This is a genomic window from Holophagales bacterium (assembly GCA_016719485.1).
Lineage (GTDB): Bacteria > Acidobacteriota > Thermoanaerobaculia > UBA5066 > UBA5066 > UBA5066.
In genome coordinates this window covers 95,848-111,552 of the sequence record JADJZB010000021.1, presented here as the reverse complement: position 1 = coordinate 111,552, position 15,705 = coordinate 95,848, and the positions used below count along the sequence as shown (strand labels likewise).

The 15,705-nt window shown below is 70.8% G+C and carries 15 protein-coding genes; 8 read left to right on the top strand and 7 right to left on the bottom strand.

Features of this window, described 5'->3' with window-relative positions; genetic code table 11:
* Window positions 1-33: 33 nt before the first annotated feature.
* The 6 genes from IPN03_12415 (at window position 34) to pnp (ending at window position 5,556) form a co-directional block, all read left to right on the top strand.
* Window positions 34-381 carry a DUF503 domain-containing protein gene (locus IPN03_12415; protein ID MBK9374500.1) on the top strand — a complete coding sequence of 116 codons (348 nt, stop codon included), beginning with the start codon at window positions 34-36 and terminating at the stop codon, window positions 379-381.
* On the top strand, window positions 378-779 hold the full coding sequence (gene rbfA, locus IPN03_12410) for a 30S ribosome-binding factor RbfA (GenBank protein MBK9374499.1): 402 nt from the start codon (window positions 378-380) through the stop codon (window positions 777-779). The genes IPN03_12415 and rbfA overlap by 4 nt, the downstream gene beginning before the upstream one ends.
* Window positions 776-1,762, top strand: coding sequence for a bifunctional oligoribonuclease/PAP phosphatase NrnA (locus tag IPN03_12405; protein MBK9374498.1), 987 nt, complete (start codon window positions 776-778; stop codon window positions 1,760-1,762). Before rbfA ends, IPN03_12405 begins: the two co-directional genes overlap by 4 nt.
* Window positions 1,759-2,694, top strand: a complete 936-nt coding sequence (truB, locus tag IPN03_12400; protein MBK9374497.1) for a tRNA pseudouridine(55) synthase TruB — start codon at window positions 1,759-1,761, stop codon at window positions 2,692-2,694. Before IPN03_12405 ends, truB begins: the two co-directional genes overlap by 4 nt.
* Window positions 2,695-2,950: 256 nt before the next feature.
* Window positions 2,951-3,220: a 30S ribosomal protein S15 gene (gene rpsO / locus IPN03_12395; GenBank protein ID MBK9374496.1), complete on the top strand. Its 270-nt coding sequence runs from the start codon at window positions 2,951-2,953 to the stop codon at window positions 3,218-3,220.
* Window positions 3,221-3,276: 56 nt separating this feature from the next.
* The gene (gene pnp / locus IPN03_12390; GenBank protein MBK9374495.1) at window positions 3,277-5,556 is read left to right on the top strand and encodes a polyribonucleotide nucleotidyltransferase; all 2,280 of its coding nucleotides are present in this window, start codon (window positions 3,277-3,279) and stop codon (window positions 5,554-5,556) included.
* A gap of 75 nt (window positions 5,557-5,631) precedes the next feature.
* On the opposite strand, the gene IPN03_12385 is transcribed toward pnp, so the two are convergent.
* The 7 genes from IPN03_12385 to IPN03_12355 all read right to left on the bottom strand — a co-directional run bounded on the left by IPN03_12385 (window position 5,632) and on the right by IPN03_12355 (window position 13,020).
* Window positions 5,632-7,263 carry a hypothetical protein gene (locus IPN03_12385; protein MBK9374494.1) on the bottom strand — a complete coding sequence of 544 codons (1,632 nt, stop codon included), beginning with the start codon at window positions 7,261-7,263 and terminating at the stop codon, window positions 5,632-5,634.
* Window positions 7,264-7,277: 14 nt separating this feature from the next.
* The gene (locus tag IPN03_12380) at window positions 7,278-7,664 is read right to left on the bottom strand and encodes a metallopeptidase family protein (GenBank protein ID MBK9374493.1); all 387 of its coding nucleotides are present in this window, start codon (window positions 7,662-7,664) and stop codon (window positions 7,278-7,280) included.
* Window positions 7,661-8,482: a TatD family hydrolase gene (locus IPN03_12375; protein ID MBK9374492.1), complete on the bottom strand. Its 822-nt coding sequence runs from the start codon at window positions 8,480-8,482 to the stop codon at window positions 7,661-7,663. Before IPN03_12375 ends, IPN03_12380 begins: the two co-directional genes overlap by 4 nt.
* A gap of 25 nt (window positions 8,483-8,507) precedes the next feature.
* Window positions 8,508-9,356: a TIGR00730 family Rossman fold protein gene (locus IPN03_12370; GenBank protein MBK9374491.1), complete on the bottom strand. Its 849-nt coding sequence runs from the start codon at window positions 9,354-9,356 to the stop codon at window positions 8,508-8,510.
* Window positions 9,357-9,382: 26 nt separating this feature from the next.
* Window positions 9,383-11,488, bottom strand: a complete 2,106-nt coding sequence (gene metG / locus IPN03_12365; protein MBK9374490.1) for a methionine--tRNA ligase — start codon at window positions 11,486-11,488, stop codon at window positions 9,383-9,385.
* Window positions 11,489-11,542: 54 nt separating this feature from the next.
* Window positions 11,543-12,172, bottom strand: a complete 630-nt coding sequence (gene radC, locus IPN03_12360; protein ID MBK9374489.1) for a DNA repair protein RadC — start codon at window positions 12,170-12,172, stop codon at window positions 11,543-11,545.
* A gap of 68 nt (window positions 12,173-12,240) precedes the next feature.
* Entirely contained in the window at window positions 12,241-13,020 is a 780-nt protein-coding gene (locus IPN03_12355) for a hypothetical protein (GenBank protein ID MBK9374488.1), read from the bottom strand.
* Window positions 13,021-13,165: 145 nt separating this feature from the next.
* On the opposite strand from IPN03_12355, the gene IPN03_12350 reads away from it, so the two are divergent.
* Together IPN03_12350 and IPN03_12345 are read left to right on the top strand one after the other, a co-directional pair.
* Window positions 13,166-15,196, top strand: coding sequence for a PAS domain S-box protein (locus IPN03_12350; protein MBK9374487.1), 2,031 nt, complete (start codon window positions 13,166-13,168; stop codon window positions 15,194-15,196).
* On the top strand, window positions 15,181-15,705 hold the full coding sequence (locus IPN03_12345) for an NUDIX hydrolase (GenBank protein ID MBK9374486.1): 525 nt from the start codon (window positions 15,181-15,183) through the stop codon (window positions 15,703-15,705). The genes IPN03_12350 and IPN03_12345 overlap by 16 nt, the downstream gene beginning before the upstream one ends.

Here is a 15,705-nt window from a genome sequence, read left to right as displayed (position 1 = left end):
TGGCCCCCACGCCGCGTCCCCTCCGGAGAACCGATGGTCGTCGCCCTCGCCGTTTTCGACTTCCACCTCCCTTCCTGCCGAGGCCTGAAGGAGAAGCGGGCCTTCATGCGGCCGCTCAAAGCACGCCTGCGTACCGGCTTCGAGATTTCCGCGGCCGAGGTCGCCCACCAGGACCTCCTCCAGCGGGCCGCCGTCGGCGTCGTGGCCGTCGGTCCGGACCGCTCCGCCCTCGAGCCCCTGCTTTCCAAGGTCGTCGACTACGTCGAGGGCTGGGCGGAGGAATCGGGAGTCGAGCTGACCTCCCTCCGGAGCGAGTTCCTCGAATACGGCGACGTCGGCGCCGCCGGCTCCTCCTTCGGCGCCGCAGAGGAGCCTTCATGAAAGAGCGCCGCCGCCCCCGGAAGGTCGCCGACGTCGTCCGCGAGGAGCTTTCGCGGCTCATCCGGACCGAGGTCTCCGATCCCGCCGTCGGCTTCGCCACCCTGACCGACGTCGTCCTCTCGAGCGACCTCCGCTCGGCCCGCGTCTTCGTCTCCGTCTTCGGCGGCGAGGGCGCCTTCGAGAAGAGCGTCGCCGCCCTGAATCGCGCCGCTCCGATGCTCCGCGGCATGGTGGGCCGAAACTGCGGCCTGCGCTTCGCGCCGGAGCTGAGGTTCGAGGAAGACCACAGCATCGAGCGGGGAGCGCGGATCGAGGAGATCCTGAAGCACCTGCCGCCTCCCCCCGAAGAAGAAGGCGGAGAGGGCGAAGAAGCCGGGAAGGACGAGGAGAAGGAGTGACCGAGGCCGATTTCGAGGCCGTCGCGTCGCTGCTCTCCTCGGGACGCCGTTTCCTCCTCACCGGCCACCGGAACCCCGACGGCGACTCTCTCGGCTCGGCCCTCGCCCTGGCTCAGGCGCTCCAGGACCGGGGCAAGGAAGCCCTCGTCGTCATGCGAGACCGCTGGTCGAGCTCGTACGAGGGGATGCCCGGCGTCAGCGACGTCCGGATCTCCGCGGAGCTCCCGCCCGACTGGCCCTCCGGATGGGACGCCGCACTCGTCATGGAGTGCCCGGAGCCGGAACGTCCCGGCTTTCCCGCCCTCCTCTCGGGAACGACCGTCAACGTCGACCACCACCCCGGTAACACCCGCTGGGCGACGCACAACCTCGTCGTCCTCCCGGCCGCCGCCGTCGGCGAGATCGTCGCGGACCTCCTCGACCGCCTCGAGTGGCCGATGACGCCCCGGATCGCCACGAACCTCTGGGTCTCCCTCGTCTCCGACACCGGGTCGTTCCGGTACGGGAACACCACCGCGCGCGCCCTCGCGCTCGGCGCCCGGCTCGTGACGGAAGGCGTTCGGCCCGACGTCGTGAACGAGTTCCTCTACGAGGCCCGGCCCCTTTCCACGATAAAGCTCGAGAGCCTCGTCCTCGGGACGCTCGAGCTCCACGACGAAGGGCGCGTCGCCCTCGTCTCGCTTCCGAAGAGGTTCCTCGCCGAGTCGGGCGCCGACGAGGCCGACGGCGAAGGGCTCGTGAACCGCGCCCGGGGAATCGATGGAGTGAAGGCCGCCGCCCTCGTCCGCGAGAGCGACGAGCCGGGGGTCTTCCGGTGCTCTCTCCGATCGAAGGGGTCCGTCGACGTCCGCTCCGTCGCGGCCGCGCGTAGCGGCGGCGGTCACCGCAACGCCGCCGGTTGCCGCGTCGCGGGGACCTGGGAGTCCGCGAAAGCCGACATCGTCCACGCACTCGCCGCCGCGGTGAGCCAGGAGCCCGGATGACCACTGCCCAGGCCCCGAACGACGGTCCGTCGGGGCTCCTCCTCGTCGACAAGCCCGAAGCCATCACCTCCCACGACGTCGTCGACGCCGTGCGCCGCCTCCTCGGAACGCGCCGCGTGGGCCACACCGGGACGCTCGACCCGGCCGCCACCGGCCTCCTCGTCCTCTGCGTCGGCCGGGCAGGACGCCTCCAGTCGTTCCTGACGAGCTCCGACAAGAGCTACGAGGGAACGATCCGGTTCGGCGTCGAGACGAACACCTACGATCGGGAGGGGACCCCCGTCGGGGACCCGCACCCCGACCCGCGCCCCGACACCGAAGTGGTCCGGGCCGCCTGCAGCCGCTACGTCGGCGATTTCGAGCAGGCGCCCCCGCCGTTCTCGGCGAAGAAGATCGGTGGCAAGAAGTTCTACGAGCTCGCCCGCAGGGGCGAAGCCGTGCCGCACCTCCCGAAGAAGGTCTGCATCACGCGGTTCGACACCCTGTCGGTCGAGGAAGACGTCGCCCGCTTCCACGTCGAATGCTCCTCGGGTACCTACATCCGCTCCCTCGCCCACGACCTGGGGAAGGAGCTCGGCCTCGGTGCGCACCTCTCCTCGCTCCGGCGGACCCGCGTCGGTCCCTTCCTCCTGGAGAACGCCCGCACCCTGGCCGCTCTCGGTGACCTGCCGGCCGAGGAGCGGACCTCCCCCCCGAGCTGGATTCCGCTCTCGGAGGTCCCTCTCCCGTTCCCCGCGGTCTCCCTCCTTCCGGGAGAGGCGGCGAAGGTCAAACGGGGGCACGCCGTGCCCGTCCGCGTCCCACCAGAGGCCGTCGGCGCCCCCTGGATCCGCCTCCTCTGCTCGGGAGAGCTCGTCGCCCTCGGACACCTCGAACCGCTGGGCCGAGGGGTCCTCGCCCTCGTGAAACCGAAGATCGTGCTACAAGACTGATATGTTCCCGGGGGAACCGGGGCCTGTCGGCCCGCCACCGGTTTCTCCGTTCCTTCACCTGGCGGGCCGGCACGGGAATCGAACACCGGGAAGAACCGGCACATGGGCTGCCACCGGTTCTCACCCCTGGATCACGGCAGACCACGGGCCAGACGGCATCTTCTCACCGGACAGACACCTGGCCCCGAAATTGACCCGATCGACGGCGGAAATTATCCTCTGCCGTTCGAGATTGAGAAGAGAAGGATAGAGAACAGTGGCCCAGTCCATCACCCCCAAGACGGAAACGATCAAAGCCTTCGAGCGGCACGAGGGCGACACCGGCTCCCCCGAGGTCCAGGTGGCGCTCCTCTCCAAGCGCATCACGTCCTTGACCGACCACTTCAAGGCTCACGCCAAGGACCACCACTCCCGCCGCGGACTGCTCATGATGGTCGGCCAGCGGCGCCGTCTGCTCGACTACCTGAAGAAGCGCGACGTGACGCGCTACAGGGCCGTGATCGAGCGCCTCGGGCTCCGCAAGTAGGAGCCGTGCCGGCAGGGGGCCGCGCACCGGCCTCTCCGGCTGGAAAGAAGGAAACGATGAAGGAATCCGTCACCGCCCTGGTGGGAGGCCGTGCCCTCACCATCGAGAACGGCAAGGTGGCCAAGCAGGCCGACGGCTCGGCCGTCGTCCGTCTCGGCGACACCGTGGTTCTCGTCACCGCCTGCTACGCCCGCGACCCGAAAGACGTCGACTTCATTCCGCTGACGGTCGAGTACAAGGAATACCAGTACGCCGCCGGCCGCATCCCGGGAGGCTTCTTCAAGCGCGAAGGGCGCCCCACCGAGAAGGAGATCCTGACCTGCCGGATGATCGACCGGCCGATCCGGCCGCTCTTCCCGGCCGGCTACGCCTTCGAGACGCAGATCGTCGCCCTCGTCCTCTCGGCCGACGGCGAGAACGATCCCGACATCCTCGCGATCAACGGCACGGCGGCGGCCCTCGCGCTCAACCCGATCCCGTTCACGGAGGTGCTCGGCGCCGTCCGCGTCGCCCGCATCGGCGACCGCTTCGTCTTCAATCCGACGAAGAAGGAGCGCGAGGAGTCGACGATCGACCTCGTCGTCGTCGGTACCCGCCAGGCCGTCAGCATGGTCGAGGCCGGGTCGAAGGAGGTCTCCGAGGACCTCATGCTCGAGGCGATCCTCGAAGGGCACCGCGAGCTCCACAAGGTCATCGACGCCATCGAGGAGCTCCAGCGGCGCCAGGGAATCGTCAAGCAGGCGTTCACCTCGCCCGCCCCCGTCCCCGCCGAGATCATGGCGGAGGTTCGCAAGCGCTGGGACGGGCCGATGATGGAAGCCCTCACCTGGAAGGGCAAGATCGAGTCCTACGCGAAGATCAAGGCCGTCAAGAAGGCGGCCGTCGCCGAGGTCCCCGACGATCAGCCGGAGCTGAAGGCGCAGGTCAAGCGCGCGATGTCCGACCTCGTCGAGGTGATGACGCGGGAGACGATCCTGCGCGACCGCAAGCGCCTCGACGGGCGCGCGTTCGAAGAAGTCCGGCCCATCGAGGTCGAGATCGGCGTCCTTCCCCGCACCCACGGCTCCGCGCTCTTCACGCGCGGCGAGACGCAGGCCCTCGTCACCGTCACGCTCGGCACCTCGGACGACACCCAGCTCATCGAGGACCTCGAGGGCGAGTTCGAGCGGAAGTTCATGCTCCACTACAACTTCCCGTCCTTCTCGGTCGGCGAGGTGAAGCGCTTCGGCTCCCCGGGCCGGCGCGAGATCGGCCACGGCCGCCTCGCGTGGCGCTCCATCGACGCCGTCCTCCCGAAGGAGTTCCCCTACACCATCCGCATCGTGTCCGACATCCTCGAGTCGAACGGCTCCTCGTCGATGGCGACGATCTGCGGCGGTTCCCTCGCCCTCATGGACGCCGGCGTTCCGATGAACGCGGCCGTCGCCGGGGTCGCGATGGGCCTCGTCAAGGAAGGCGACGCCTGGGCGGTCCTGACCGACATCGCCGGCCAGGAAGACCACTACGGCGACATGGACTTCAAGGTCGCCGGGTCGCGCAAGGGGATCACGGCCCTCCAGATGGACATCAAGATCTCCGGCATCAGCCGCGAGGTCTTCGAGAAGGCCCTCTCCCAGGCGAAGGCCGGCCGGATGCACATCCTCGACATCATGGAGAAGGCGATCCCGACCGCCCGGCAGGAGATCTCGGCCTACGCGCCGCGCCTCCTGACGATCCACGTTCCCGAGGACAAGATCCGCGACGTCATCGGCTCCGGCGGCAAGACGATCCGCGCGCTCCAGAAGGAGTACTCGGTCAAGATCGACGTCCAGGACGACGGCTCCGTCACCGTCGCCTCGATCGACATGGCGTCGGCCGAGAAGTGCATCGACGCGATCCGCGCCCTCACGACCGTCCCCGAGATCGGCACGGAGTACGAGGGGACCGTCAAGCGCGTCGAGCCGTACGGCGCCTTCGTCGAGATCCTCCCCGGCCTCGACGGGCTCGTCCACATCTCCGAGCTCGCACCCGGCCGCGTCCGCGAGACGACGGACGTCGTGAAGCTGGGCGACAAGGCCAAGGTGAAGATCATCGCAATCGACCCGGTCAACGGGAAGATCAAGCTCTCGCGCCGCCAGGCGCTCACCCCCGAGGAGGCGGCCGCCGAGGTCGAGCGCCTCGGGCTGAACGCCACCCCGCCCGAGGGCGAGGGAGGCGGAGACGACCGTCCCCCCTTCCGGCGCGAAGGCGGCTTCGGCAACCGCGACCGCGGCCCGCGTCGCGATGGCCCCGGATTCGGCGGCCCGCGCCCCCCGCGCCGGGACGGCCCGGGAGGCTTCGGCGGTCCGCGCCGCTGACACGGACGACACGATTCAGACTTCGAAGGCCGGGCGATCGCCCGGCCTTCCCTTTTTCCGGCGCCCTCCGTTCCCTCAGCGTTTCACGGCCGAGTACCGGCGCTCCGGCGGTGCGACGCCCGCCGGCTCGACCCTCGTGAAGGCCCTCTCTCCGGCCAGCCAGTGCTGCATCGCCGCGAGGCCGTGCTGCCGGTCCGGGTCGTCTCCCCGCTCCACCAGGTAGCGTCTGACCTCCGCAGCGCCCGCTTCGGGAGAGATTCGCGCCTCGGTGAGCGTGGCGGCGACGATCGTGTCCGACCAGCGGCGCGTATACGCGCGCACGGGCGATGGAAGAAGGGTCTGCGCCGACAGGATCGCGGAGAGGGCGACGTGCGGGACGAGCCTCCGCAGGCGCCGCTGGCGGACCGCATCGACGAGAAAAGCGCCGAGGAGCGCCGTCCCGAGCGCCAGCGGCGCGGCCGCCCCGCTCCGGTATCGCGTCGTCGTGGACACGAGAAGGCACGCGCCCAGGGGGACGAGCCCAGCTCCCGCGACGAGGATCCCCTCGCCCTTCCGCAGGAGGCCGCGCTGGCGCGCCAGGAGGAGCCCGCCGACCCCCGGACCGAGGAGGCAGGCGAAGACCGGGAGCCGCGCGAGCCATGGAAGCCGATCGCGGAAGAAGTCGAAGCTTGCGTTGTCGGGGATTTCCGCTCCATTCACCGCGCTGGCAAGCTTCCGGAGCGCGAGGACGGGCAGACCGAGAGGGTCGTCGCGCCACGTCCCGAGGGTCAGTACCGCTGCGCCCAGCGTCGAGCCCCGGGCCCCGCGGAGCACCTCCATGAGGAGGGGCGACGTGTTGACGGAGCCGTCCGCGCCCCTGGCGTTCGCCCACGGGATCCCGACGAGGGGGCGGGTGTCGAAGGCGAGGAGAGGCGCGCCGGCGAGGACGTTTCGGACCAGAAAGGGAGAGAGGGCCAGGAGGAGTCCCGCCCCGAAGCCCGCCATCGCCCTGCTCCTCGAGCGACGGTCCTCGGCCCGCAGGGCGAGGGCGACCGCCGAGAGGACCCCGAGCGGGAGGAGCGTCTGCTTCAGGAGCGCCCCCACCCCGACGAGGAATCCGAGGCCTGCACCTTCCCGCCCACGGGGAGAACGGTCCAGGAGCATTGGAAGCGCGAGGAGGAGCGCCGACACGTGGGCCACCGGACCGTCCCGGTAGAGGAAGCCGTCGAGAAAGACGAGTGGACCGTAGATTCCGTGAAGAACTCCCGCGGCCACGCCCGCTCCGACCGCCACGGCGGGCCTCAGCCCGGCCCGGAGCAGGATCGCGGCGCCCGCCGCGGCGAGGACGCCGGACGCCAGTGCGGCGAGGAGAAGCTGGGCGAGACGGGCGGTCAGGACCTGCCCCGGACCGGTCGCGCCGGCCGCGACGAGGAGGTACGGGTAGGCCGGTCCCTGGTACGCCACGTTCCGCGGCACGACGGCGTCCCACTCGGCCGGGGTGCCGTATCGCGCCTGCCACGAGAACCACGGTCGGTGCGCCGGCACGTCGAGCCAGTTGCCGGCGGCGATCCGGGCGGCGGTCTCGACGGCCGCGTGCTCGTCCGTCTCCATCCAGAAGTGCCAGTCGGAGAGGGGGGACGATTCGCGCTCCGCCCACGCCGCGGAGCGGACGCCGAGGACGACGGCGGCGGCGAGGCAGGCGGCCAGGGCGAGGGACCGAAGGCGCATCCGAAGCGGCCCCTTCAGTACGGCATCTCGTCGTCCTCGAGCCCGAAATAGTGACCGAGCTCGTGGCGAACGGTGTCCTGGATCTCGTGGACCGCCTCACGGTTCGAGGCGCAGCAGCGCAGGATCGGGCCCCGGAAGACGACCACCTGCGGCGGGAGTCCGGGGAGGGCGCCGAACTCGAGCTCGGTCCTCATCGGCCCGCGGTAGATGCCGAAGAGCTCCTCGTCGTCGGGGGTGTCCGTCTCGACGTAGTCGTCCTCTTCCGGCTCCTCCTCCACGGCGATGATCACGTTCTCGAGCATCTCCTTGAACTCGGGCGGAAGCCCCTCCACCGCCTCGGCGACGAGCTTCTCGAAATCGACCATCGAGAGCCGGGGCGGGCGCGGCGGACGGCGTCTCACGGCGTGCCGAAGAGCCTCCGGAAGTTCGCGGTCGTCACTCGGCCGACGTCCTCGAGCGGGATCCCCTTGACCTCCGCGAGCCGGGCCGCCGTGCGCCCCACGAACGCCGGCTCGTTCGGCTTGCCGCGGAACGGCGCGGGGGCGAGGTACGGCGCGTCGGTCTCGACGAGCATCGCCCCGAGCGGGAGCGCCGCCGCCGACTCGCGGACGTTCCCGGCCGCCTGGAACGTGATCATCCCGGAGTAGCTCACCAGGAACCCGAGGGCGATCGCCCTCTCGCCCGTCGCGACGGACGCACAGAAGGAATGGAAGACCCCGCGCAACCGCTCCGGGCTCCCTTTCGCCTCGGTCTCGAGGAGAGCGAGGAGATCGTCCTCCGACTCGCGGTTGTGAAGAAGGACGGGGCGGCCGAGCCTCTCGGCGAGCCTCAACTGCGCGACGAGAGCTCGCTTCTGGTCGTCCTTCGGGGCGAAGTCGTAGAAGTAGTCGAGGCCGATCTCCCCGATCGCGACGACCTTTCTCGACGCCGCGAGCCGCTCGAGCACCGGGATGACGCGATCCTCGTCGAAATCCTTCGTCTCGTGCGGGTGGACGCCGACGGCCGCGAAGACGCCGTCGAATCGCTCGGCGACCTCGACGGCGCGCGGGGCATCCTCGAGCGTCGTCGCCGGCACGAGGATGCGGGTCACCCCCGCGTCGCAGGCCCGCGAGACCAGATCGGCCACTTCAGCGTCCGTCGCCGCGCGCGTCGGCCAGCGGGCCTGGGGCCCGGCGAAGACCATCGTCAGGTGCCCGTGCGAATCGGCCAGCTCGATCACGGCGCAGAGGATAGCCGACGGCCCGTCAGACGATGCCGTGGAACTTCGCGATCGTCTCCCACGCCTCGACCGCGGTCTCGGCGTACGACACGAGGTCGAGATCGTGCGGAGCGATCGTCCCTTCCGCGACGAGGTACGGCAGGTCGATCGCGCGCTCCCAGAATTCGCGCCCGAAGAGGACGATCGGGACCGGCGGCATCTTCCCCGTCTGGACGAGCGTCAGCGTCTCGAAGAGCTCGTCGAGCGTGCCGAATCCTCCGGGGAAGGCGACGAGCGCCTTCGCCCGCATGAGGAAGTGCATCTTGCGGAGGGCGAAGTAGTGAAAATGGATGCAGAGACCCGGCGTGATGTACGGATTCGGGACCTGCTCGTGCGGGAGGACGATGTTGAAGCCGAGGCTCTTGGCGCCGACGTCGAAGGCGCCGCGGTTCGCCGCTTCCATGACCCCCGGCCCGCCACCCGTCACGACGACGAAGTCGCAGCGCCCGCCTCGCTGGCAGGTGGAGGAGACGATGCGACCGAACGCGCGCGCCTCGTCGTAGTAGCGCGCCTTGGCGAGGACGCGCCGGGCGATGCCGATCGCTCGCTGCGCCCCGGCGTCGTCGGGAGAGGACGCGGCGGCTCTCGCCTCGGCCTCCGCGAGACGCCGCTCGGCTTCGGGTCGCTCGACGACGCGCGTCCCGCCGAAGACGACGATGGTGCCCGTGATCCCGGCCTCGGTGAGGATCGTCTCGGCCCTCTGCAGCTCCAGCTGGAGGCGCGCGCCGCGCAGGTCGTCGCGCGTGAGCCAGGCGAGGTCCTCGTGCGCGCGCAGCGTACTCGGCGAGGCGAGGATCTGCCGGAGGTTCTCCCGCGCGGCGGGATCCTCCGGAATGTCCGCGTCCGCCGGGCGTAGCGGCACTACTTCACTCTCGTCCCGGACGGGACCGACGGATCGACCGCCAGGAGCGACGGCTCGCCCGTGCCCGGGAGCGAGGCGGCCAGGACCATGCCGTTCGACTCGATCCCCATGAGCTTGGCGGGCATCAGGTTCGCCACGACGACGACCTTCCGTCCGACGAGCTGCTCGCCCGTGTAGGCCGTGGCGATGCCGGCGACGATCGTCCGCTCCTCCTCGCCGATCCGCACCCTCATCTTCATCAGCTTCTTCGACTTCTCGACCTTCTCGGCGGCGATGATCTCGGCGACCCGCAGGTCGGCCTTGAAGAAATCGTCGATCGAGATGCGGGCGGGCTCGGGTACGGGCGCAGCGGCCGGGCCGACGGGCGCGGCCGGGCCGGCAGGAGGCGCGACGGACGCGTCGGCGGTGGCCGAGACCGCGGATGCGGGAGCGGCAGCAACGGGAGCTTCGGTGGCGGCGACGGGCTTCGTCTCTTCGGTCACGGGGGTCTCCTTGCCTTTTTCCGCGAGGCTGGCCTTCGCGTCGGCGGCCTGGTCGGCGAAATACGCCTTCGCGTCGGCGCGGGGGAAGAGGGGCGCGGCGGGGGCGAGCGGGGCGCCGAGAGGGAGGCCGCCCCAGGCCAGGTCGGACGGGCGGAGCTCCTCCGCGCTCCTCGGCGTCCCGAGGCGGCGGAGGACCTCGGCCGAGGCTCCCGGCGCGATCGGCGCGAGCATCACCGCGGCGACGCGAAGGCCTTCGAGGGCGTTGAAGTGGATCCGGTGGAGGGCGGGCGTCACGCCTTCGGCCTTCACGAGCTTCCACGGCTCCTTCGCGGTGATGTAGCCGTCGATGGCGCCGAGGAGCGTGCGGATCGCCTCGGCGGCCTCGTGCAGGCGGCAGCCCCGGAAGGCGGCGTCCCAGGCGGCGACGGACTCGTCCGCCACCCGCTTCACTTCGTTGTCGTCGCACCGCTCGCCGGGCGTCTTCCCGTCGAAGGCGTCGGAGGCCATCCTCACGGCGCGGGAAAGGGTGTTGCCGAGGCCGTTGGCGAGGTCGCTGTTGTAGCGGACGAGGAACGCCTCGTCGGAGAAGGAGGCGTCCTGCCCGAAGCTCATCTCGGAGATGAGGTGCCAGCGGAGGGCGTCGACCCCGAACGCGTCGACGAGGGCGTCGGGACGGACGACGTTGCCCACGGACTTGGACATCTTCCGCTGGTCCTTCAGCCAGAACCCGTGGCTGACGACCTGCGTCGGAAGGGGAAGGCCGGCCGACATCAGGAAGGCCGGCCAGAAGACGGCGTGGAAGCGGAGGATGTCCTTGCCGACGACGTGGGTGACGCGGCGCTCGTCCCCGGCGGGCCAGTAGCGCGCGACGAGACTCTCGTCTCCACTCTCGTCCCCGCTCCCGAGGCCGAGGGCCGTGAGGTAGTTCGTCAGCGCGTCGAGCCAGACGTAGACGACGTGCCCAGGGTGGCCCGGGAAGGGGATTCCCCACTCGATGGCCGTCCGCGAGACGGAGAGGTCCTTCAGACCCGCGGCGACGAAGGAACGAACCTCGTTGAGGCGCGTCTCCGGGAAGACGAACGGGATCCCCGGGACGCTCCCCTTCTCGTACAGGTCGAGGAGGCGGTCCTGGTACTTCGACAGGCGGAAGAAGACGTTCTCTTCCTTCTGCCACTCGGGGACCGTGCCGTGCGTTGGGCACTTGCCGTCCTCGAGGTCCTTCTCGGGGTAGAAGGCCTCGCATCCGACGCAGTACCACCCCTCGTGCCCGGCGACGTAGAGGTCGCCGGCCGCCTCGAGGCGCCGGATCAGCTCGGTCACGCCGATCCGGTGGCGCGGCTCGGTCGTCCGGATGAAGTCGTCGTTGGCGACGCCGAATCTCTTCCAGAGATCCCGGAAGGTCGGCGCGTGCCTGTCGGCGACGTCGATCGGAGCCACGCCCTCTTTCCGCGCCACCTTCTCGATTTTCTGGCCGTGCTCGTCGGTGCCGGTGAGGAAGCGGACGTCCTCGCCCTGGAGCCGGTGGAAGCGGGTCAGCGTGTCGGTGACGAGGGTCGTGTAGAGGTGGCCGATGTGGGGACGGTCGTTGACGTAGTAGATGGGGGTCGTGAAGTACCGGGACATGGGCGGGCGAGGATATCAGGCGAGCCGACAGGCCCCTGGCCGTCCCCTGCGGCCCTACATCAGCCCTTCGCGGCGAAAGGAGAAAAAGCGCCCCCGTCCCACGACGACGTGGTCGCGCACGGGAACTCCGACGACGTCCCCGGCCGCCACGAAGCGGGACGTGGTGGCGCGGTCCTCGGGTGAAGGCGCCGGGTCCCCGGACGGGTGGTTGTGGTAGAGGATGAGCGCGGCGGCCCCTTCGAGGACGGCGATCCTCAGAAGCGGCCCCGGCTGGACCGCGGCCGAGCTGACCCCTCCCCGGAAGACGATCTCGTCGTGGAGAAGCCGGTTCTTCGAGTCGAGCAGGAGCGCCCCCATCACCTCGCGCAGCTCCGTCGCAAGCGCCGCGGCGAGGTAGGCCCCCGCGACCTCCGGGGCGTCGATGAGCGGCCTCTCCTCGGTCTCGGCGCGGGCGAGCCGGCGGGCCAGCTCTGCGGCGGCGGCGATGCGACACGCTTTCGCCATTCCGATGCCGAGGGCCAGCTCGCGCACGCGCCCGCGCTCGCTCCGCGCCAGGAGCCCCCTCAGGCCGTTCCCGCGCAGGATCTCGCGGGCCGTCTCGAGGACTCCGGTTCCCGCGCGGCCGGTTCCGAGGAGGATCGCCACGAGCTCCTCGTCCGTGAGGGCGTCGGCGCCTCGCGCCACGAGTTTCTCCCTCGGCCTGTCCTCGGGCGGCAGCTCTCCGAGCCGGCCCGCTTTCGGCCCGCCTGCGGTCAACGAAGCGACTCGTGCCGCTCGACGAGCCGTTCGATCCCGACGACGCGCGTTTCTTCGGAGAGACTGAACAGCGCGGCGTCCTTCCCGACGGCCGGTCGCGCCATCAGCTGCGACACGACCCGTGACGACTCCGCACGGGACCTGGGGGGCGTCCGGCCGTCAGAGGGAGGCGACGCCATCCCCGGGAAGTCGACGCCGAGCTCGGCTTCGGTCTCCACGACGACCCGCACCGGAAATCCCCTCAGGCGGGCGAGCTCCGGGGCGAGCGCCTCGAGGACCTGCTCGGGGACGTCGAAAAGACGACCGAGGTCGTCGAGCGGTGAACGGGTCCCCTCTGGCGGCTCACCGAGCGCATCGAGCACGGCCGTCAGCGTGTTGCGGACGCGACCCACCCTTCCCGGCATCGACGTCACGAGGCTCCAGGTGGCCGTGATCCTGAGACGGGTCGTCGGCCGCCCCTCGAACGTCGGCCCGTTCGCCAGCTCGCCCGGCGGGACCTCGAGGTCGCGCAGGCCGCTCTGGAACGGTCCGGGATCGCCCTCGGCGGGAGGCACGAAGAGATCCTGGAGGTCCTCGACACGGGCCCGCGCCGCCAGGGACGCTTTCCGGTCGAGGAGCCAGCCGTCCCGTTCCCCGACGAGGAATGTATTCGCGCTCGTCCTCGGGAAGGTCCCCGTATCGAGGTCCCAGCGCGCCGTGCCGCCCAGAACCGTCACGCTCCCACGCACGGCGCTGGCCCGCTCGCCGGCCGGGGAGACGCTCTTCCTCGATTCCACGAGAACGTACCCGACCGCCGGACGCGGAGGGGACGGGGCGACCTCGGGAGAACTCGCGGAAGCCAGGAGTGCGAGAGCCGCAAAAAACCGCACGGGTCATCTTCGCATGTAGACCGCGGGGTCCGCCGGGGACGACAATGTGCCGATGCTCGCCGGCCCCGAGCCGATCCCATTCCCAGTGCCGACGAACGCGGGACGCTTCACGGTCCGGCTCGTCGGCGACGCCGACGCCGTGGCGTGGGTCGCCGCGAATCTCCGTGGCCCCGGACTCGGCATCGAAGCAGGCTCCCTCGAGGAGGGCGCGAGGGCCGGAGAGCCGCCGGGCCCCATCGTCTGGGTCGCGAGGCCCGGCGAGCCCGAGCCCGGGAGGACTCTCGTCGACGACGCGGCCGTCTGGAGCTTCCCCTGCCTCGTGGTGGTCCCGCCGGGGGGCTCCGCCCCCGACATCCTCGCCGGGCACCCTTCGGTCGAGTCGTTCGAGGTCGTCCGAGAGCCCGACGACGCCCTCATCCTCCGGATGCGGCTGGAGCGACTTCTCCTCCTGCACCGGCGCCGGATGCAGACCGAGGCCGTCCTGCACGACCTTCCCGTCGTCGTCTATTCGCGGACCCTGGACGGAGTCCTGACGAGCGTGAACGCGGAGACGGAGTCCTTCCTCGGAAAGGACCGCGCCTCCCTCGTCGGGAGGTCACTCGTCGAGGTCCTGCCGGACGGCGTGATGACGGAAGCGCACATCGAGGAGATGAACGAGGGTCTGCTGGAGCGGGGAAGGCACCGGATGAGGCTCGCGGGCACGGTGGCGGACGGCCGTCGGTTCGCTCTCGACGTGCGGGCGCTCCTCCTCCGGGACGGCCACGGAACGCCCTGGGGAGCCCAGGTCGTCATTGCGGACCTGACCGAGGAGGAGGAAACCCAGGAGCGGCTTCGCGTGCAGGCGGGACGGAGCGAGATCCTCGCCACGGTCGCCACGGTGACGCGCGACGTCACCGATCTGGACCGGATCCTGCAAACCGTCACGTCGATCGTGGGGGTCCGCTCGGGAGCCCGCACCGTCGACGTCTTTCTCCCGGACGGGAAGCGGGACTGCCTCCACCTCCGCCACTCGTGGCGCTCCTCGGAAGCGATCCCGGACCTCTCGGGAGACAGGTGGCTCATCGAGGGAACCGACGCGTTCCACCGCCTCGTCGATCTGCGCGAGCCCTACTTCGTCCCCGACGCCCGGCACGAGAGCGTCATTCCCGGCGCGGCGTCGGCGCTCCTGCGCCTCGGTGCACGGAGTGGGATCATCCTCCCCGTCCTCGTGGACGACGAGGTCGTCGCGGGGCTCGGCCTCACGTACACCCAGGCGCAGCCGTTTCCCGCCGACCTCACCGCCTTCCTGGCGCTCGTGGCCGACCAGCTCGCTCTCGCGATCCGCGCCGCCCGCCTCTACGAGGACCTCGCCGAGAAGCTGAAGGCCCTCGCCGAGGAGCAGCGCCTCCGCGAGCTGGCCGATCACGACCGCCAGCGGCTCCTGAGCATGCTCGTCCACGACCTGAAGAACCCTCTCGCGGCCGTCCTCGCCTCCCTCGAGCTGAGCCTGGACCGGACGGCCACGGACCAGCGGCTCGAGCGCCTCCTGCGCACCTCGATGGCCTCTGCGCGGGGGCTTGCCGGGATGATCGACGACGCGCTCCTCGTCTACCGCACCGGCGAGACACCTGCCGACCTTCGTCCCGAGGACCCTCGGGCGGTCCTGTCACAGCCCTTCGAGGAAGCCCGCTGGATGGCCGAGGCCCGGCAGATCCGTCTCGACATCGAGATCTCCGAGCCCCTGCCGGCCGTCTCCCTCGACGCGGGCCGCTACCGGCGCGCGGCTTCGAACATCCTCTCGAACGCGCTGAAGTTCAGCCGGCGCGGGGGGGACGTCAGCGCCCGCCTCGGCGTCGAGGAGGCCGACGGCAGGGACTGGCTCGTCCTGCGCGTCGCCGATTCCGGCCCCGGCGTCCCCGAGTCGGTGAAGGACCGGCTCGGGGGGCCGTATCAACGCTTCACGGGCTCCGAGCGGATCCCCGGAACCGGGCTCGGCCTCACCGTCGTCGGCGCCGTCGCGCTGGCGCACGGCGGCTGCATACATGTCGAGCCGCGCCCGTCGGCGGGCGGCGGCTCGGTCTTCTCCCTCTGGATCCCCGCGTGAGGGAGCTCTACGCCGGGCGGCACCTGCGGCTCGTCGTCCGCAACGGCTGGGAGTTCGTGGAACGTCCGGGTATCCGCGGCATCGTCCTCGTCGTCGCCGTCACACCCGGGGATCGCCTCCTCCTCGTCGAGCAGAGGCGCGAGCCGGTCGACGCGAACGTTCTCGAGCTCCCCGCGGGCCTCGCAGGCGATGCGGAAAGCCCGGCGGACGAGCCCCTCGAGGAGGCCGCCCGGCGCGAGCTCGTCGAGGAGACCGGGTGGGACGCGAAGACGATGGAGCGGCTCACCTCGGGTCCTCCTTCGGCGGGAGTCACGTCCGAGGTCGTCACCTTCTTCCGCGCGCGGGGCCTGTCGAGGGTCGGGGCGGGTGGCGGCGTCGCGGGCGAGGCGATCACGGTCCACGAGATCCCCCTGGCCACCGCCGAGGAGTTCCTCCGCGAACGCGAGGCCGGGGGCGCCCTCGTCGACCCGAAGGTCTGGGCCGGCCTCTGGTTCGCCCTCCGCCCCTGA

Excerpts from the sequence above, each read along its gene's own strand:
- IPN03_12415 (MBK9374500.1), top strand. The coding sequence starts at position 34 with ATGGTCGTCGCCCTCGCCGTTTTCGACTTCCACCTCCCTTCCTGCCGA.
- IPN03_12385 (MBK9374494.1), bottom strand. The coding sequence starts at position 7,263 with ATGCGCCTTCGGTCCCTCGCCCTGGCCGCCTGCCTCGCCGCCGCCGTC.
- metG (MBK9374490.1), bottom strand. The coding sequence starts at position 11,488 with ATGTCCCGGTACTTCACGACCCCCATCTACTACGTCAACGACCGTCCC.
- pnp (MBK9374495.1), top strand. The coding sequence starts at position 3,277 with ATGAAGGAATCCGTCACCGCCCTGGTGGGAGGCCGTGCCCTCACCATC.
- truB (MBK9374497.1), top strand. The coding sequence starts at position 1,759 with ATGACCACTGCCCAGGCCCCGAACGACGGTCCGTCGGGGCTCCTCCTC.
- IPN03_12350 (MBK9374487.1), top strand. The coding sequence starts at position 13,166 with ATGCTCGCCGGCCCCGAGCCGATCCCATTCCCAGTGCCGACGAACGCG.
- rbfA (MBK9374499.1), top strand. The coding sequence starts at position 378 with ATGAAAGAGCGCCGCCGCCCCCGGAAGGTCGCCGACGTCGTCCGCGAG.